Raw genomic sequence first — 19,017 nt, 5'->3', positions numbered from 1 at the left:
GGTCTTTCGATTTCCACTACTTCACAATCGAACGCAACTTTCAATCTCGGGTAAAAAAATAAAGGTGCGACGACTTAAACAACCCCCTTTCATGAATCGACTAGTACTATCCAGGATCACTAAGATTTTTTTCGATCAAAATTGATGAGGCCTTTTATTTTATTAAAGATTAGTCGAGATCGCTTTTTTATGGCAGGCGCAGAGAGATGTTTTTCAGTAGTTTTCCAATATTGCAGAGTGGGTGTTATGTGTGACGAGTCCGGACGGTAGGGAGGTGATGTCAACGATAAGTGAGGTCTCTCCCACGCAATATTTTCTCTTATCACACGAGCTGGAATTCCGGCTGCAATACAATTATTTGGAACATGTCGATTCAATACACTTCTAAAACCTATGACAGATCCGCCTCCTACGTGAGCACCGCCAAGTAGACATGCTTCGTAGGCAATCCACACATGATCGCCTATTGATATAGACTTTGAATCGTTAACACGGTTACCCGTGACAACATCATATATCGCATGTCCATCGTCGGCACGCAGCTGGTTTCCGGTGGCAAACATTACATCATTACCTATGACGACTGATGTACCTTCAACAGCAGAGATCACGCACATCGAAGTAGTGGAAACATCGTTTCCTATAACCACCTTCGAGTCCTCACCGGCACGTATATTCCAACTCGAGGGCCCTACATTACGGTTCGCACCAATTTGCACTAGAGCATTGTTTCCATCAAAGTTTACTATGATGTTCGCAATTCGTGCAGACTCATGAAGAATTAAACGGTTGCCTGACCCCTTAAAAGTAATTCTAGATTTTTCTAGGCTGAGATTCGAATCAATGGAGTTTCCTTTATCATCAGAATAAGGAGCTAGAGGAACAATTTTCGCAGTCATGATGCCTTCCACAAAGGGATGATGTTTTTCGACGAAGCAATTTCAACAATTGATGGCGCAATATCTGCATTACTTTCAAGCATCTCGATGTCTTTTTCGCAGATTCTTAATAGCGACAAACGTGCGCTCAGAATTCAGTCCGTCCCTGAACTCAAAAGCATCTCTTGAAGAGTGGTGAATATGGTTGTTCAAATTTTTGAACAACTGATCGAGATCTGATGAAACTGGTCCGAATCCATGTGTATCGTAATCGAAATAGCCGGGAATAACAGTGTGATTCCCGGAAAATACAGCATCTCTATCAAACTGGAAATAATGAACATGACCACCGCAATATTCAACATCAAAGAAGACTGATGAATAATCGGTCACGAGTAGCGCAGACGAAGCAAATATTTTTTGCACATCGTCGTCGTATGATGCAAGGAGCACCCAACTGGGGATATCGAATCTGTTAACATGTTCTTCTAGATTTGGATGAACCAAAAATACCACGCTCAGCCCTTTATCTAGAGCCTGCTCTTTTAGTCGGGGATCATTCAGTAAACCGTTCCAGTTTGTGTAGTATTCACTACTTTCAAAATCCGGAACGAGAGTTCTAACAGGATCACCGACCACCTTAGGGGTGAAAAGAGTGTCTCTCCAAGTTGGCGCGATTAGGATTTTATCCTTCAGTAGATTTGATGACAGGTCATGAAGTCTGTCGAAACGGGGAAAGCCTGTAAGTACAACTTCTTTGCTCGTTAACTTGTACCTTGTCTTATCTGCGGTAAAGGATTCATACTCCTCTGACGTAGCTGTGACACACATCGCGAACTCTTTAGTATTTAGCCAAAGCGATAGATCATCCTTTGTTATGCCGTGCTGCAGAAAGACAAAACGCCAAGGTACTTGGCTACTTGGGTAGAACGAAATAGGTTTTGGATTGGTCATCTCAACATCTGCGTGAGACGAAATAACAAATTGCGCCATTAAAAGTGCAGCACAGTGTTCAACTGAACCATATTCTAATAGATTAAATCCGTCTCTTCTTAATCGATCCCAGTCAGCAGAGTCTTTTTTGAGAACAAAAAAAACTTTGATGGACGGGTCTTTTGCTTTTACGTATCGGTATAGATGCTCAGCATTGTCTCTAGCCCTGTCAAGACGGTCCATAAAGAGCCAAGCATTGTCAAAACGCATCGCTGTTTTAGGTCTCTTGGTGAGTGCATAAGCGCTGACTTCCACCTGGTTGATCTGTAATCGTTCGTTCCGACGCTCTTGAAAAGCCTTCGTTTCGAAGGCTACTCGTCTTAGTAGGCTCCTAGCGCCGGTGACACTCGGCGCTAGAGTCTGCAGGATCTTCCGAGGTTGCGGCAGCGCACGTGCCACATCGACTTCAGTCAGGGCTAATCGACGAATTATTGGATCCGAAAAACTCAACCCTCTCGGAATGCCATCAAGCCGCACTGAAATCCACGAGTTGGCCGGAATCCACAAAATCCTTTCCCAGATTTTTTGTTGCTCGAAATAGTCGAGCATTCGAACCTTTCCGTGAACAGGCTTCACAACCTGTGCTCGAACTCGTAGTTCCTCAGTTGGTAGCTCACCTGTGAAGTAGTAGCGCACTTGAACCAAGTTTCTACTTTGATCCAAAGGCCCCACACGAACAGTCTCGCCTGGAAATTTCTTACCACCGAGCGCTTGGAGTACATATCGAATTTCGTTATGTATTGGTGTTGTTCGATATTGCTCGACATGGTAGTCTTCAAACTCAGAAAGAATAGCCTCTGCGATCGCAATAAAACTTTGCTTTTCTTGTGTGCTTAGCACATTTGATCTAGAACGAACTGATCTCTCCGCACCAAACAACCATCGGTATTCATAGAGCACTTGGGAGGCGAGCCAATCGGGCACCTTACCAAAACGGTTTTTCGCGGCAAGGATTAACGGTAGATATCCCGTTTCAAACCGCGTTAGATATGTTTCTGGGTTTTTCTTAAATCCATCAAGAGCAGAAGAGTTATCTGCTCGTTTTCTGTAGTAATATATTGCAGTATCTATTATTCCAAGTTTTGGTTCATCGAAACATAGCAGGTAGTTCGCAGTGAACAATGCATCTTCGGAAGCATGCAGGTTTTCCATAAAACGGATATTATTTTTTAGAACGACATCTCTTCTGAAGAAGCCTGTTGGTGCAGACATATGAATATAATGTGGACTCGCAAGCAGGCTTACTTGCTTCGAACCTCTGGCGAATTTGAACCGTAGTGCATGTGTGTCTCTAATTTCTTTTGTGTCTTCGAAGTATCGTATTATGTTCGTAGAGGCTAACGCGATTGTTGATTTCTCTCTCGCAGTCAAAAAGTTGTACACTTCTTCAAAGTATGTTGGGCTTATAAAGTCATCGGGATCAGGGAAGGTCAACCAGTCCCCCTTAGCGTGCTCTATTCCTCGGTTTCGGGCAGCACTCACGCCACTATTTACTTGTTGCAGCAATTTCACATCTATTCGCTTCTTCTTCGCCCATTGTTCCACTAGCTTGTACGAATCGTCAGGTGAACCGTCATCAATGAAAATGTACTCGACACCAAAATCACCAGTTGTCTGATCTTCAAGACTCTTTAGTAGTTCTGGTAAATATTTTTCTACGTCGAACATCGGGATAATTGCCGTAAATTTCATTCTGACTCCGAACCTTTCGTGACTATTTTCATTAAGTTTGGTCTCGTTAACGCTCAAGATGTTACTTTGTCAGTCAACTGCGGAAATTGTTTTTTGCAATGCTGCTGATCACAGCGAAGCTGTATGCGTTCCTACCTTCATAGTTCGTAGAAGTTCTGTTTCAACAGTACGCTGTTGTTGTATCTTATCGAAAACAAGTACGATGAGTTGGGGTTTTGGGCTGTCTTAACAACGGAGTACGCAAACGACACGGCAATGACGCCCGCAAGAGCTACCCCCAACACCGCCCTTGTGTTACACCACCGCGTGCGTGCGGTCAGAAGCAGAACAACAGCAATGAGAACAGGCCACACAACGTAGAACTGTTCCTCTACGGAGAGTGACCAAAAGTGTTGGAACGCTGATGGCTGATTTTCTGCAGCAAGATAGTCAACGGACTCGTTAGCCAGCCACCAGTTCTGTACATAAAAAACTGAAGCAACTGCTTGCTTGGCACTGTTCGCCCAGTCAGCTACTGGCGCAATAAAACGCACCATCGCGAGCGTGCTCAGCACCACGACAAAAGTCAGTGGCAAAAGCCTTTTGATCCGTCGAGCCCAAAAGGTTGCAAGGTCACCGAAGGATCGTGGTGGCCTTGCAACCAGGTGGGACGTAATGAGGAAGCCAGAAATCACGAAAAAGACATCTACGCCTACGTATCCCCCGCTGAGGTTTTGCGGCCACAAGTGGTAGACCACAACAAGAAACACAGCGAAAGCTCTCAGAGCCTGAATATCTTTTCGTGTTCCCCGCGCTGGACCTGCGATCGCCGATGTTAAAGGCTCTGCAGGAGCAACTTGTGCGGACAACTTTTTCCTCGATAGTTCTGTGTCACGTGCGACTTTGCTTAACGTGTTGGATCAGTACTTTGGGTAGATGTAGTAGAGGATATCGCCTGAGGTGCGTACGCGCTTGAGGACACCCCGTGTTTTGGCAGGAAGATTCCCAATGACGTTGCCCTCAACAACGGTCATCTTGCCACCCTTAACCTCAGTGACCAAACCCATGTGAGTGGCACGGTTTGCGTTCAGCGTATCCATGATAGCGATTGCCCCAACCTTCGGGGTCTTACCAGTCTTCATAGTTTTACGCAGGTAAGCGAGTTGTGTGTCAAAGTTCTTGCGGGTTGGGACAACACTGGCGTTGCCCGAGGCCGCTGCACTCCATGCCACGAAGTGACCACACCAGTGGCTGGAATACCCCGCCCACTTGTTGAACTTCGTGCTTTGCACCTGTGACGTCTTAGTCCACTTCTGTCGGAAACCCACCTGTGAGGTGGCCACCGCGGCAACTTCACCAACACGACCCGTCGCTGTCACACCTGTCGCTGTTGACTTGTAGCTTGACGAATAGATGGTGCCCTTCGAGAAACGTTGCACGCACCCGCTCTCAATAAGCCCACACTGAGCGTCCATCACAGGGACACCGTAACGACCCTTTGGGCCACCAGCTGCCCAGTACTTTTTGTAAATCTTGCCCCGCACAACAAACGCGGTGCTCTTCGCTGAGGTCGACGTCCGCACAATCATCGCTGACCCAAAACGTTGGTACGCAACCGACTTCACGCCCGAAACTTTGACCGCTTTACGTTGCGCGGCACTCAAACTCACTACACCGGACTTCTTAGAGCCAATGTTGTTCTTCAAGATCTTCACACGCTGAGTCAGGTTCCGTGACGCCGACGAAATCGTCACCTTCTTTGCAGACGACACAATGTACTTACTTGATCCAGCAGGTTTTACCGCCACCCGAACATGCCCTGCAGTGGAGGGGCGCCAACTCAACGAATACTTCCCCGAGTTACTGGTTTTACCCCACACGGCTGTTTTCCACTTGCCGCCAGTCTTTTTGAACTGCAACTTCACGGTGCCCTTAGCGATGGCTTTACCCGAACCGTTGCGAGCCTGCGCAACAACCCGGAACGACTCGCCCTTCCGCAACGCCGTGGTTGTGGTTTTTATCGTCACCTTTGACGAGGTAGCCATCACCAACGGTCCACCCACTGCCGCAACCGCCGACATGGGGTGCAGGGCAGGCATCGTCGATGCTTGTGAGGCAACACCCGCCAACGCGGCGCCCGCAGGCGCCACCGGAGCAGGAGTTGATAACGCTGGGGCAGCCGCCCCAACACCAGTCACACTCAACACAGCAGCCAATGCCGCCGCATGAAAAGTACGAGTCGCTTTCATGATTCCCCCTTGTGTTGATACTGCTGAGCCCACTACTGGACTCGTTTTACGTGAGATAGATGAAGTAACCAAGGCTCGACGCTGAAACCCAACGCTCACTCACACCCCGGTACCCACCTGGCGAGCTGTAACCCGTATTGCCATCCATGATGCGCACCCGCTTACCGGACACGCCCGTCACAATGGCCGCGTGAGTCTGGAACCCAGACCCGTTAAGGATGACAACAGCACCAACCTTCGGCTTCTTACCTGTCTTATAACGCTTAGCCATCTCCGATTTGAACGTCACAAACGTAGGGATGATGGGGATAGTGTCACCGTTGCCACTGGCATATGAAGCCCACGACAAATACATGGCACACCACGGTTTAGTGCTGCCAGCCCAGTTATTGAACTTGGTGTACTGCACAGAAGAGTTCGAATACCGTTTGCGGTAACCAACCTGTGAAGCACCCGCCGCAACGATCTCACCCGTTTTACCCTTAGCAGTCACCACCGACACAGCCTTTTTGTTGGCATTGGTGTACACGGTGCGCTTAGAGAAACGCTGAACACAGCCGTTCTCCATCAAAGAACACTTAGCATCAACAACCGGGATGCCCCACGAACCACCAGGCCCGCCAGCCTTACGGTACGCAGTCGCCGTTTTACCGTGAACAAACCACGTTGCTGTGGTTCCGTTGCGCTTCACCTCAACGAGCATGCCCTTAGAGAAATTGCGGTAACGGACCCGGCTCACACCAGAAAGCCCAACTTTCTTGCGTGCTGCCGCGCTCAACGTCTTAGTCCCCGACGTTGCCTTACCCGTCGCCAACGACCCCAACGACTTAGTGCGAGAAACAATCGACCTGTTGGCCTTAGAACGCTTCACAGCAATGGCCTTAGACTTCACCGACGTATTCGAAGAAACCACCACACGGTAATCCCCCGACTTCGTCGGCCGGTGATACTGCACATACGCACCAGAACTAGAGGTGCTCACTGTGCGGAAAGTCGAAAACTTCCCGCCCTTGGCGCGGTACTGCAAACGCACCGTAGTGCGCACGCCCTTGCCGCCCTTAGTAGTGACCTTCCCCGACAACCGCACACTCTCATTGATGCGAAGAGTCTTGGTGTTAGTGCGGAACGTAATTTTCGTCGGCGACGCCATAGGCATCAGCGCAGGAAGTGACGTTGCCGCATTACCCGCTGTCACCTGCAGTGGAGCAGCAGTTGCCGGCACTGCGAGCGCGGGGGTCACCGCCATGACAGCCGCGATGGCAGCTGACGTCAACGCCGCCCTCCACCGTGCCTTCATTGTTCCTTCACCCATCAAACACTCCCTGCGCTAAAAAACTTTACCCGTGGTGGACTCTATAGTGTTGAACGTGGGTATTGTTCCCACGCCACTAAAATCACCCGCTCGCTGGGGGGCAGCATGAACGGGACCATCACCAACCGCCGTGACCGCGCACAGAACACAATCAGCACCACCCGGGACCCGTATTTTGATAATGCGCGGGGGCTACTCATCATCCTTGTGGTAGTGGGGCACGCACTTCTCCTCGTTGAAGGGGAACTCGCAGACAGGGCCGTCGCGTACTTATACGCCTTCCACATGCCAGCATTCATTTACGTGTCCGGTTACGTGGCGCGCAATTTCACCCCTACCCCGCGGCGGTGTGCCGCGATCATCGGGACGATGATCGTCCCCTACCTGATATTTCAGGGGATCATCGACGTTTTTGTTCCCCTGGTGCGCGAAAAACCGTGGGAAGCTGACCTACTCAATCCGCAATGGACCATGTGGTTTCTACCCGCCCTCGTGGCGTGGCGCCTGATGTTGCCGTTGTTCCGGCAACTGCGTTTCCCACTGATATTCGCTGTGGCTATCGCGGTGCTTTCACCAGTGTCAGGGAGCATCGGCAACGAATTCACCACCGGGCGGATACTAGCGTTCCTGCCATTCTTTATCGCAGGGGCTGTCACCCCGGCACGGTTCTTCACCATCATGACCAGTGTCTGGGGGCGACTCAGCGGAATCATCACCGGGGTGCTCATGGTGGTGATCGTGACAGCCCTGGCAGACCACGAAGCGTTCACCATGGAAATGCTGTACGCCAGGTTCTCCTTCGACGCCATGGAACACGGCACCAGCGAAGGGATCATGCTGCGCGCTGCCGTACTGGTGTGCGGAGCACTAGGCACACTCACTGTGCTTGCGTGGACACCACGGACAACCACGTTTGTGACCTCGCTGGGGCGGCACACCCTCTACATTTACCTGCTGCACCCCCTTGTGCTGTTCCCCATGAAATATGGGTCATGGGAACCTGAAATCTTCAACGGAACCCAAGGGAACCTGCTGCTCATTGGCGCCAGCGCCCTGCTCGCTGTGATCCTGGGGAGCCTGCCGGTACGCTTTGTCACAAGAATCCTCGTTGAACCACCGCTGGGGTGGATGATTAAACCGCCCGCACCAGAAAGCGCCGCTGGCATGGACGCTGGAGTGCCACTCGATCACGCCGACGCTGGCGCCGACGCTGGCGCCGACGCTGGAGCTGGAGCTGGCGCTGTCGCTGCGCCAACCACCAAAAAATCAAGGGAAACGTGACAGAACCACACAGTGCCAACGCGGCAGCGCGCATCGGGCAAGAAAAACAGCGAGACCCATTCTTCGACAACGCCCGCGGGCTCCTCATCATCCTTGTGGTTGTTGGCCACGCACTGCTCGAAGTAGACGGGTTACTCGCCCGGTACGGTGACGACATCATCTACGCGTTCCACATGCCCGCGTTCATCGTGATCACCGGGTACCTGGCCCGCAACTTCACCGCAAGCGACCGGGAATCACGGCGGCTCATCACCGGGATAATCGTGCCGTACATCGTGTTTCAACTCATCCACGAAGCACTTGCCGTGTGGGTGCGCGGCGCAACCCCCACCCTCGAGCTCTTCACACCACGATGGACGCTCTGGTTCCTCCTCGCCCTCGTAGCGTGGCGGCTACTCGTGCCACTATTCCGGCAACTGCGCTACCCGCTAGTTTTCGCCATCGCTATTGCGGTACTGTCCCCGCTCAGCGACTCCATTGGGTCCGAATTCTCCACCGGGCGAATCCTGCAATACCTGCCATTCTTCATCGCAGGCACCGTGATCACGCCCGATGCGATCCGCACGTTCCAGCGCAACCTCACCCGGTGGCATCGGCTAGCTGGTTGTGGGCTCCTTGCCGCCACCGCCGCCGTAACTGTGGTCCTAGTCCGCGCTGACTACCTCAACCACTCCATACTTATCAGCCGAGCCTCATACAACGCACTCGACATGACATTCCTCGACGGCGCCACGGCGCGCATCGTGGTGCTAATCCTTGGGGCAGCCGGAACAATCGGGATACTCCTCATCACACCCCAACGCCCCAGCTATTTGGACACAATGGGGCAACGCTCCCTGTACATATACCTGCTACACAGCTTGGTGCTATGGCCTCTGCGCTACACCAACCTCGCCCCCGCGTGGCTAGACACCTTCGCGGGGAACGGTGCTGTTGTCTTGGGGAGCGTTGCCCTCGCGGCCGCCCTCGCCTCACCGCCCGTTGTGTGGGCCACCCGAGGAATCATCGAACCCCGGTTGAGTTGGCTCTTCACGCAGCGTGAGTAACACCCCACAACAGACCACGGGCGGCGGGCGGCGGGCGGCGGGCGGCGGGCGGCGGGCGGCGGGCGGCGGGCGCAGCCTACTGCTGGTTCCGCAACTTCCCAAACAAGACATCGGCACTGTCAGCGACTTCCACCAGCACGGGCCGCGTCAACAACGTGCGCTCTGAACCGTCCGAGGTGTACGTGACCTGCGGGGTGAACGTGAAAAACTCCGCCACCTCAGCGTCACACGTGAACCCCATCGTCAACGTGGCGCTCTCCCCCGGTTCAATCCGCGACGGCACCTGCGTATCGGCGACCTCCAACACCGGGGAAGACGGCGCCAACACAATATCGTTAAGCGGTTCCTCACCGTTATTCACCACATCAAGAGAAATAGGGGCGCACTGAGTCACGGAAATAGTTTCCGAACCACCCGCCTGAAGCGGCCCCTGGGCCGCTTCCTCACCAGCCATCCCGATGCGCCACTCGCCCACCAGGATCGACGCAGGGCGGGCATCGGGCACAGAAACCTGCACATGCGTGAACTCGACCGGAAGGGAATCTTCCGCGAGCTCGAAAGTAATCCGCCCCATCACCGCATCTCCATCACGGGTTGCAGGGTCCTTCTGAATCTCCACGCTGGCGAAATCGAACTGCTGATCACCAGCCGCAGCATTCACCTCAACGCCCTCACCAAAAATAGGGTCATCAGCATCCGCAACAAACGCAATCGACCCGGTCGGGACCTGACCGGCAGGCAACAACGCATCCACCACAGAACGAGACATCACCGCCGACGTTGTGCGTTGCTCGTCCTCAGCGGAATCTTGATCACCGAAGCTGATGCTGCAACCCGAGAGCAGCAGCATGCCCGTAACACCCAACGCGGTGATAGTCATGAAAGATGCGGATGATGGTTGGGCAGGTAAGGTGCGTCGCATAGCCCAATCTTAAACGGCCCTGTGGTGCCACTTTCGCACCTCCCCTTCATGCCGAGATCCTAGATCTCGGCATGAGATCCCTGCCGTCGGCAAGGATTTCGGCGCGAAATATAGGATCTCGGCAGTAAACAGTTCACCGCACACTGTATAGTTCACCGTGTGCTGAACAATAATGACCATCTCGACGTCATGAACCGCCTCGGCCGGGCAATGGCCGACCCAACCAGGTCACGCATCCTGCTCACCCTGCTCAACGGGCCCACCTACCCCGCCCAACTCGCAGACGCACTCGGCCTCACCCGCCCCAACGTCTCCAACCACCTCACCTGCCTGCGCGACTGCGGCATCGTGACCACCACCCACCAAGGGCGAACCACCGAATACAGCATCGCCGACCCACACCTCACCCAAGCACTCACCGCGCTCCTCAACGTCACCCTCAACGTGGACCGCAACGCCCCCTGCATCGACCCCACCTGCACACTCACCTGCTGCACACCCCAGGACGCATCATGAACACACTCACCCCACAACGCCGCCAACGCCTCCACCGCAACGTGCGAATCATCGTGGCTATCACCATCAGCTACAACATCATCGAAGCGGTCATCGCCCTATGGGCTGGCACACTCGCGTCATCCACCGCTCTCATCGGGTTTGGTCTAGATTCCGTCATCGAAGTATCTTCCGCACTTGCCGTGGCCTGGCAGTTCACCCGCAAAAACCCCGAACGGTGGGAACGCGCCACCACACGAGTCATCGCCATCGCGTTCTTCGCCCTCGCCGCTTACGTGATCGTTGACACCGCACTATCCGTCGCGACCGGCTTCCACGTAGAACACAGCCCGCTTGGGCTAGGGATCGCCGCCGCAAGCCTGATGACGATGCCCGCCCTCGCCTGGTGGGAACACCGCACCGGGCGCGAACTTGGGTCACGCAGCGTCATAGCTGACGCAAAACAACTCATATTGTGTGTCTACTTGTCAGGTGCAGTGTTTATCGGCTTGCTCGCCAATTCGCTGTTCGGGTGGGCCTGGGCAGACTCCATAGCTGCGCTTGTTGTGGCTTTCTTGGCGATTCGTGAAGGCCGTGAAGCATGGGGTGGAGAACTCGAATCACCGTTCGAAGTACTAGAAGACCTTGATAACCCAGGAATGTCACCAACTTCTCACTGAAGCATGTGCGCAGGTGGCCCCGCCTTACCGCACCCCGAAGCACCACAACGCACAGAAATCCCCATTCTGAGGCACTGCATCGGCGAAAAACTCTCGTTAAGATCGCCTGCATACCCCACAATGCAGGAGCAACCGTGAGTCACACCGATCCAACCAACACCGCATCGCGTGGGGCACCAACACCCACAGCAAGCACCAGCCCCACCGCACGTGATCCATACTTTGATAACGCGCGGGGGATCCTCATCACCCTTGTGGTGCTAGGGCACGCACTCCTCGAAGTCGACGGACACATCTCCTTGTACATGTCAGACGTAATCTACTCGTTTCACATGCCTGCGTTCATTGTGGTGTCCGGTTATTTAGCCCGAAACGCCGCAGGAACACGCAAAGACGCCACCCGGCTAGTAGGCTCACTCCTCGTTCCCTACCTGATCTTCCAAACCATCCACAACGTTCTAGATGCCATCATCGGTGGCGGCACGTTCACGCTAGACGTATTCACACCCCGGTGGACACTGTGGTTCCTCCTGGCACTATTCTTCTGGCGCCTCCTCGTCCCCGTATTTCGCCACCTGCGATTCCCCCTCGCATTCGCAATAGCTGTGTCAGTTTTAGCACCACTGTCACAAGACATCGGCACCGAATTCTCCAGCGGAAGAGTGCTGTCATTCCTGCCATTTTTCATCGCAGGGACCATCCTCACACCCAAAGCATTCGCCTGGCTCACCGACCGACCCCGCCGCTACATCGCCATCGCCGGATTCACCACCCTCACCATTGTGCTGATGTTCCTACGCGACGAAAGCCTCATGCGACTCGGGTTCTTCCTCGGCCGCCACACCTACGAACAACTCGACCTCACCAGTGAGCAAGGCATGGCCATCCGTATCGGAGTGCTGATCCTTGGCGCAGCTGGCACAGCGGGGCTCCTCGCGCTCACCCCGCGCAACACCACGTACCTGACCACCATGGGGCAACGCTCCCTGTACATTTACCTGCTGCACGGCATCGTGCTCTGGCCGATGCGCTACACCGACCTGCCACCGGCTTGGCTTGGCACCACAACCGGGAACATCACGGTAATCATCGGGTCAATTCTGCTTGCGATGCTCCTAGGGTCACGACCAGTTGTGGCAGTTGTGCGACCACTGGTAGAACCCCGCGTAGGGTGGCTCTTCGACCGAGAGGCCCCCGCAGCTGCGGGGTCAGTGCGCGAAAGGCGCTAACGGCGCTAACCCTGCAATTGGCGTACGGCTACGCCTTCGGGGGCGTGTCCGTCGACCGCTCCACTGCCACTGCCACTGCCACTGCCACTGCCACTGCCACTGCCACTGCCACTGCCACTCGAGATCCTACTTTTGGGACCGAGATCCTTGCCCACGCGAAGGATCTCAGTGCGAGATCTAGGATCTCGGCATAAGAGGAGAGGGGCGGTTATGACAACAGTGAGCGCGCTTCGCTTTTCTGCTGCGCGGGTGTCATGTACCTCTGTTGACTGGGCGTACGAATAGCTGTTGGCGTACAACTACGCCTCCGGATGCGTGTCCGTTGGCCGCTCAACTTTATGTTCAACGGTTCTGCGGCGCCGCGACTCGAGCCAATACAGCAACAAGACACCGGTAGACATGACAACGATCAGCACCCAGAGCAGTGACCAGTCGGTCAACCAAGCGACGACATTGGCAACTACCGCCAAGAACACGATAAATAGAAAAGACAATACGTTTGATTTTCGAGAAGAGTCTTTCATCTGACTATCCAATCAATACTCGTTATCCCAGCTTAACCCTATCGATTTGAGTGCCGCCAACGTACCTGTAGTACCAGTCATACCAGTAGTCCGAATCATTGTTCGCCCAGGGCATGCCTCCGCTACTACCCGCCTCGCAAAAGTTTTCACCGGTCGAAGATGGGGGCATCCCGCCATCCAAAGCGCTGTTCTGCGCTGAACTGCGGCCCCCTTCGCTTTTCACGAACTTTAAAAAGGCTAGCAACTATCAGCCCTATCACGACTCTTCGCGTCACGCAGAAGCGAGACCAATGAGAACGCCAACGGGCGGCTGCTCGAGATCCTACTTTTGGGACTGAGATCCTTGCCCACGCGCAGGATTTCAGTGCGAGATCTAGGATCTCGGCGGGAAGAGGGAGAGTAAAGCCTCGTCTGAGTAGTTACCGCGCGCAACAACATGGCAGGGCCGAACACTAGAGTGTTGCTCTATTTAGGCATCAAAACTGTCGTAGTTGCTCGGGACCCTTCCATTGCCCTTGAACGTCTGCGCCTCAACCTTGCCTATGCGGCTTGCTTACTTTGATTTCGCCACAGTCCTACTGCGATTGGCATGACGTACCACAAAACAAAAGAGGTCACTGCTGGACCAACATGCCCTTCGCCCACAAACGGTGACATGACTGATGTAGACGCAAAGTAACTCCCCCAATCAAGGGTTAATGTGAGTGAAGCATCCACTGTTATCTGCACCAACGAGACAACAATAGCCAGCGCAGGAATCAGTAGTGCTGAGCCAATCCCAATGCCATACAGTGTTCCAAATACTGTCGAGACGGTGAGCAAATGAATTCCGGTAGCGTATTCAGCCCATTCCAGTGGAATCCCCGTTACTGCTGCCACACCCCAGCTCATTATGAGAGACAGCATCAGCACAGCACTGAAGAGCACTAGCGCTAAAATCATCGACGCCAAAACTTTTGCGCCGAAGACGAAATGACGGCGCGGCTCTAAGGCAAACAGTGTCATGACATCACGTGACCGCCAATCACTGGACATGACCAGAATGCTGAGGATCGGAGCGAAAAGACCCATCGTTAAGTACATTCCTGCTAGAGCTGACGCTGGACGAATAGTTTCCGCTTCTCCCGCCGATGCTTCCCAGAGTTGCAACCCACCTGCCAGAAGCCACAGTGTCGCGATTGAGATAAGAACCCATCTGCTACTACGGGTCGTGATGACTTTCCGTAATTCAACATGGGTGAGACGCAGCATACGAAAAACGAAGGAGTGTTGTGTTTGGATCATTGCGATAGTCCAATCGAATACTCACCAGAGGTCAGTCGCAGATAGGCATCCTCAAGGTTTTCTTGCACTGGCCTCAACTCATCAAGAAGCAAACGGTGGGTCAAACACAATTCGCTAATTGTTCGAGGAGTCGCAGTCACAACAAGATGCCCCTCGACCACAGAATGTCGGATGTTCTGGTCTGTTAGGAGGGCGGTAAGCCTATGGTCATCTTCGCTTTTCACAATGGTCCCTTCAGCGCCCCCAAGGGAGGCGATCGGGCCACTGTGGACTACTTTTCCTCGGCTCATCACTACGACATTGTCAGCGAATGCCTGCAATTCGTTGAGGAGGTGCGTCGAAATGAGCACTGCCCCGTTTCGTTCTTTGGTGTAGTGAACTAACGTGTCGCGTAGCCAGCGGGAAGATTCAACGTCTAGACCATTTACAGGTTCATCGAGAATCAGGTAGCGCGGTTCTCCTAGTAGCGCGATAGCCAGCGCCACTCTCTGTTTCATTCCCAGGGATAGAGCACCAAATCTGCGGCGGCGTACTGAACCCAACCCAAGTTTGTCCGCAATATTTCGCGCTGAGCTGGTTGGTAGATCCAGCATCATCGCGGTGTGGGTAAGCACTTCTGATACGGAGCGTCCCGGGTGGTGCGCCGAAGGATCGAGAAGAGAGCCGACCTTCTTCCCTGGGGCTGGCAGATCAACGTAGCTGACGCCATCGAACGTGACAGTTCCACAATCGGGTTTCGTGAGGCCTATCATCATGCGCATCGTTGTGGATTTGCCGGACCCATTCGGTCCAAGCAACCCCGTAATTGTGCCGGGCTGACACTCAAAACTCACGTCATCAACCACTTGGCGCTGAGCATAGCGTTTACTCAGCGAACGAACCATCATGGTGCTTGCGTCACGCATCGAGATCCTTGTTTTGGGACTGAGATCCTTGCCCACAACATGGATATCGCGCCGAGATCTAGGATCTCGACGCGAAGCGGGGATGGGGAGGCGCGAGAGCGAGCCGACGCGAAAAGAAGTGGGCGCGTAAGGAAATTACCTCACGAAGCGCTTATATTACCTGCTCAGCGGGCTAAACGAAGAATATTCCGCCGCGCCACCCCTCCCGAGATCCTACTTTTGGGACCGAGATCCTTGCCCACGCGAAGGATCTCAGTGCGAGATCTAGGATCTCGGCATAAGAGGAGAGGGGCGGTTATGACAACAGTGAGCGCGCTTCGCTTTCCAACAGCACGGGAATCCCATCGCGAACAGGGTAGGCCAACGGGTTTTCGCGGTCAGTTGAGTGGAGTTCCGCGCGGCCTTCCGCATCAACACCGTCAACCAGTTGGGCGTGGGTGACTGGGCAACGGAGGATCTCCACAACCCACGGGTCAAGTAACGCTGACACTGACACTGCTTTCGTCGCAGTGTGGCGTTGTGTGTTTTTGTCGGTGTTCATGCGTTATCTCCCTCAGAGTTACGGATAAGGCCAAGAACGTCATCGCGCACTTTGACCATCATGTCTTCGTCAGCGGCTTCCACGTTAAGCCGCAGCAGCGGTTCCGTGTTTGAAGCCCGCACGTTAAACCACCACTGCGGGTGGGAATCCCAGTGAGACACTGTCAAGCCGTCAAGTTCATCAACGACGACATCGCCTCCACCTTTCTGCTCCACATACGCCTGCACCACGCGCGCGCGGGCTGCTTGAACATCGTCCACCTCAGAGTTGATTTCCCCTGAAGCAACATACGGCTCATACATGTCCGCAATAGCGGACAAACTGTGTGGCTGTGACCCAAGCGCCGCTAGCACGTGGAGGGCCGCAAGCATCCCTGTGTCCGCGAAAAAGAAATCCCGGAAGTAATAGTGTGCGGAGTGTTCACCACCAAAAATGGCGTTATGTTCCGCCATTTCGGCTTTAATGAACGAGTGCCCCACTCGTGTGCGCACCACACGCGCACCTGCCGCCCCCAAAAAGTCAGGGACTGCCCGCGAGGTAATGAGGTTGTGAATCACTGCTGGTTCGCGGCCCGCCTCACGTTCACGCGCCACCTCACGCAACCCAACCAGCGAGGTAATCGCCGATGGGCTGACCGGGGCACCTAACTCATCAACCACAAAACAGCGGTCTGCGTCACCGTCAAAAGCAAGGCCGATGTCCGCCCCGTGTTCCACTACGGCTCGCTGCAAGTCCACAAGGTTTTTTGGGTCAAGTGGGTTCGCTTCGTGGTTGGGGAACGTACCATCCAACTCAAAGTACAACGGCACAATGTCCAACGGCAGGGCTGACAGGCCCGCTGCCTCCCCCAACACTGCTGGGGCGGTGAGGCCAGCCATACCGTTACCGGCATCGACCACAATTTTGAGGGGGCGAATAGTCGAAATATCGACGAGGTTTCGTAAGAAGGCTGCGTAGTCGCGCAACATGTTTCTGTGGGTGATTTGCCCCAGTTGGGTGGCAGCGCCTGGCAATCCGTACTGCAAATACTGTTGCGCTAGGTCACGCATCCTCGACAAACCGGTGTCTTGCCCCACCGGGCGGGCGCCAGCGCGGCACAGCTTGATGCCGTTGTATTGGGCTGGGTTATGGGAGGCCGTGAACATTGCACCCGGAATATCCAGTACACCCGATGCGTGATACAAACCGTCTGTTGAACACAACCCGATCAACACAACATCGACGCCAGCCTGAATCAAACCGCGCGCAAAAGCATCTACCAATTCAGGGCCAGAATCACGCATGTCATGGCCAATCACCACACGCGGGCGCTTCCCACCAGCAGCGACGATGTCCGCTGGGGTTTGGTCCGCCGCGTCACCAGCATCAGGAATCACAACAACTGTCGCGAAAGCCGCGCCAATAGCCTCAGCTACCAGCGGGCTAAAAGGCTGCGGCACAATACCGCGCACGTCATACGACTTGATGAGCTGCGACAGGTCAACGTTGGGGGCGTGTTCAGTCATACCCCAAGCCTAATCGCTTCCCGTGACGATGCGGACAGAGTCACCCGCTGCCCTGCTAGGCGGTCAGACACGGTGGCAAGGCTGGGGTGCGGTTAGGAGCTGGCCTCACCGCGCAGTACGCGCAGGTGCCCGCGGCGCATGATTTCGCCTTCTTGAACTGGTGCGGGGTCGGCTGCGTGCCGGGGAGGGACAACAACGTCGGGGCGCGTTTCATCCGGTTCTGCTGCCGAGTTACGCCCTGCGCTAGGAACACTGCGCGGAACGCTTCGGAGGCCGGCAGCCCGTTGCGGGGTTGGTGCGCTGGCGGGTTCTGGCAGGTTTTGGACGCTTCTCAAACCGGTGATGACGTCACGGGGGATTTCGATCGTGAGCGCTTCTGACGGTGAACTGACAACGTCAGCGAGGATGGCCCAATCGTCGTCGGGGCGTTGCAAAGGTTGGGAGATTTCAAGGCGGCGGGCTTCGACTTCTTCAGCGGCGGACTGTGAAGTAGGTGCAGAAGCGCGAGCACTTGCCCGCGTTCCGCCCGATACGCCAGCCCGTTCCTCGTAACCAGGGCGAGCATCGGCAAACGAACCGGATTGGTTGTCAGCAGCATTCAAGGAATCCATTGGCATGTGCCCTGACGCTGCGACCACGCGAACAACTTCCCAGCCGCGCGGGGCGGTTAAACGCGACGCGTGTTCTTCGCAGAGGTCGTAACTGTGGGGTTCCGCCGCAACGGCGAGCGGACCCAACACCACAGTCGAGTCAGAGTACACATACGTCAGCGTTGCCACGGCGTCGCGTGAACAAGCAGTACGAGAACATTGACGAGAGACAGGCACACCCAAAATCTACCCTTATTTCACCCAAAGAAAAGCCACTACACGCCGCGAAACGTGTTCCCCACACCACAACAGGGTGATGTCATCTACCCTTGAACTACTTTGCACCAACGGATGGACTGGCATGAAAGACCCAACTTCGCGCGATCACGCCACTTTTGACGCGGCATCACGGCCGCCATCATCGTTACCAGATCGTGAGATTGGCGCCGAACATATTCTTCACGGGTTGGCCACACTTGACCCTGCGTCGGTTCGTCCTAGCAAACGTGACCGTCGGGGCCGTGGCCTGCGTGGTTTGATGTTTCCGCCAGTCCACCCCGCCTACCGGACCCGCCGGGAACGGTTTGATGAGTGTGTGATCCGCTATGTGGGTACGCTAAAACCGCGCTGGGGTAAGCAACTCAGTGGCATGGAATTTGCCGTAGAAGATGTTCCCCCCTCCGACCCCTCCCCATGGGAAGCACACGGTATCCCTATGGGACGTTACTTCGCGCCGATCAGTGGGCAGCCGGGGCGGATTGTTGTGTACCGGCGCCCCGTGGAAGCACGCGCGGATGACCACAACGACCTTGAGTCAATTATTCGCGATGTGATTATTGAGCAAATCGCATATGTGCTGAGTAAAGACCCCTCAGAGATCGATCCAGACTACGACCCGGACGAGTAAACCGG

Annotated in this window: 17 protein-coding genes and 1 pseudogene; 6 read left to right on the top strand and 12 right to left on the bottom strand. The window is 54.5% G+C overall.

Translation table 11 applies throughout. From position 1 onward, the window contains the following. Positions 1-119: 119 nt before the first annotated feature. The 5 genes from G538_RS17690 to G538_RS17935 form a co-directional block, all read right to left on the bottom strand. On the bottom strand, positions 120-899 hold the full coding sequence (locus tag G538_RS17690; protein ID WP_084618086.1) for an acyltransferase: 780 nt from the start codon (positions 897-899) through the stop codon (positions 120-122). Between the two features lie 75 nt (positions 900-974). Beyond that, positions 975-3,620, bottom strand: coding sequence for a bifunctional glycosyltransferase/CDP-glycerol:glycerophosphate glycerophosphotransferase (locus G538_RS0104705; protein ID WP_157544298.1), 2,646 nt, complete (start codon positions 3,618-3,620; stop codon positions 975-977). A gap of 80 nt (positions 3,621-3,700) precedes the next feature. Beyond that, positions 3,701-4,411, bottom strand: coding sequence for an acyltransferase family protein (locus G538_RS0104700; protein ID WP_029068410.1), 711 nt, complete (start codon positions 4,409-4,411; stop codon positions 3,701-3,703). A gap of 51 nt (positions 4,412-4,462) precedes the next feature. Beyond that, positions 4,463-5,791, bottom strand: coding sequence for a CHAP domain-containing protein (locus G538_RS0104695; protein WP_029068409.1), 1,329 nt, complete (start codon positions 5,789-5,791; stop codon positions 4,463-4,465). 46 nt (positions 5,792-5,837) lie between these two features. After that, positions 5,838-7,103: a CHAP domain-containing protein gene (locus tag G538_RS17935; RefSeq protein WP_157544297.1), complete on the bottom strand. Its 1,266-nt coding sequence runs from the start codon at positions 7,101-7,103 to the stop codon at positions 5,838-5,840. Between the two features lie 105 nt (positions 7,104-7,208). On the opposite strand from G538_RS17935, the gene G538_RS0104675 reads away from it, so the two are divergent. Together G538_RS0104675 and G538_RS0104670 are read left to right on the top strand one after the other, a co-directional pair. Next, positions 7,209-8,384: an acyltransferase family protein gene (locus tag G538_RS0104675; protein WP_029068406.1), complete on the top strand. Its 1,176-nt coding sequence runs from the start codon at positions 7,209-7,211 to the stop codon at positions 8,382-8,384. Continuing rightward, on the top strand, positions 8,381-9,430 hold the full coding sequence (locus tag G538_RS0104670; protein ID WP_029068405.1) for an acyltransferase family protein: 1,050 nt from the start codon (positions 8,381-8,383) through the stop codon (positions 9,428-9,430). The genes G538_RS0104675 and G538_RS0104670 overlap by 4 nt, the downstream gene beginning before the upstream one ends. Before the next feature lie 76 nt (positions 9,431-9,506). Here the strand turns inward: G538_RS0104670 and G538_RS0104665 are convergent, their stop codons facing one another. Next, positions 9,507-10,352 (bottom strand): COG1361 family protein, encoded by an 846-nt coding sequence (locus G538_RS0104665; RefSeq protein ID WP_029068404.1) that lies wholly within the window; start codon positions 10,350-10,352, stop codon positions 9,507-9,509. Positions 10,353-10,511: 159 nt separating this feature from the next. On the opposite strand from G538_RS0104665, the gene cmtR reads away from it, so the two are divergent. The 3 genes from cmtR to G538_RS0104650 all read left to right on the top strand — a co-directional run bounded on the left by cmtR (position 10,512) and on the right by G538_RS0104650 (position 12,756). Continuing rightward, complete coding sequence (gene cmtR, locus G538_RS0104660) at positions 10,512-10,868, top strand: Cd(II)/Pb(II)-sensing metalloregulatory transcriptional regulator CmtR (RefSeq protein ID WP_029068403.1); 357 nt, start codon at positions 10,512-10,514, stop codon at positions 10,866-10,868. Then, positions 10,865-11,527 (top strand): cation efflux transmembrane domain-containing protein, encoded by a 663-nt coding sequence (locus G538_RS0104655; protein WP_029068402.1) that lies wholly within the window; start codon positions 10,865-10,867, stop codon positions 11,525-11,527. The genes cmtR and G538_RS0104655 overlap by 4 nt, the downstream gene beginning before the upstream one ends. 134 nt (positions 11,528-11,661) lie before the next feature. Beyond that, positions 11,662-12,756: an acyltransferase family protein gene (locus tag G538_RS0104650; RefSeq protein WP_029068401.1), complete on the top strand. Its 1,095-nt coding sequence runs from the start codon at positions 11,662-11,664 to the stop codon at positions 12,754-12,756. A 299-nt stretch (positions 12,757-13,055) separates the two neighbouring features. On the opposite strand, the gene G538_RS17930 is transcribed toward G538_RS0104650, so the two are convergent. The 6 genes and pseudogenes from G538_RS17930 to G538_RS18505 form a co-directional block, all read right to left on the bottom strand. After that, positions 13,056-13,250 (bottom strand): hypothetical protein, encoded by a 195-nt coding sequence (locus tag G538_RS17930; RefSeq protein ID WP_157544296.1) that lies wholly within the window; start codon positions 13,248-13,250, stop codon positions 13,056-13,058. A 570-nt stretch (positions 13,251-13,820) separates the two neighbouring features. Beyond that, a complete protein-coding gene (locus G538_RS15110) occupies positions 13,821-14,564 on the bottom strand; it encodes an ABC transporter permease (protein WP_051196576.1) in 744 nt (247 codons plus the stop codon). Next, positions 14,561-15,469, bottom strand: coding sequence for an ABC transporter ATP-binding protein (locus G538_RS0104640; RefSeq protein ID WP_029068400.1), 909 nt, complete (start codon positions 15,467-15,469; stop codon positions 14,561-14,563). The genes G538_RS15110 and G538_RS0104640 overlap by 4 nt, the downstream gene beginning before the upstream one ends. A 295-nt stretch (positions 15,470-15,764) precedes the next feature. After that, positions 15,765-15,959 carry a Trm112 family protein gene (locus G538_RS0104635; protein ID WP_029068399.1) on the bottom strand — a complete coding sequence of 65 codons (195 nt, stop codon included), beginning with the start codon at positions 15,957-15,959 and terminating at the stop codon, positions 15,765-15,767. Between the two features lie 47 nt (positions 15,960-16,006). After that, on the bottom strand, positions 16,007-17,515 hold the full coding sequence (locus tag G538_RS0104630) for a phosphomannomutase/phosphoglucomutase (protein WP_029068398.1): 1,509 nt from the start codon (positions 17,513-17,515) through the stop codon (positions 16,007-16,009). Between the two features lie 635 nt (positions 17,516-18,150). Next, positions 18,151-18,342 (bottom strand): annotated as a pseudogene (locus G538_RS18505) (DUF3499 domain-containing protein); the annotation flags it as partial. A 79-nt stretch (positions 18,343-18,421) separates the two neighbouring features. Here G538_RS18505 and G538_RS18290 point away from each other — a divergent pair. Continuing rightward, positions 18,422-19,012 carry a metallopeptidase family protein gene (locus G538_RS18290; protein WP_245566792.1) on the top strand — a complete coding sequence of 197 codons (591 nt, stop codon included), beginning with the start codon at positions 18,422-18,424 and terminating at the stop codon, positions 19,010-19,012. The last annotated feature ends 5 nt before the right edge of the window (positions 19,013-19,017 follow it).

The organism is Jonesia quinghaiensis DSM 15701 (genome assembly GCF_000423205.1).
GTDB lineage: Bacteria > Actinomycetota > Actinomycetes > Actinomycetales > Cellulomonadaceae > Jonesia > Jonesia quinghaiensis.
The sequence above is the reverse complement of the archived record's forward strand: the minus strand, read 5'-3'. Positions and strand labels throughout refer to the sequence as shown.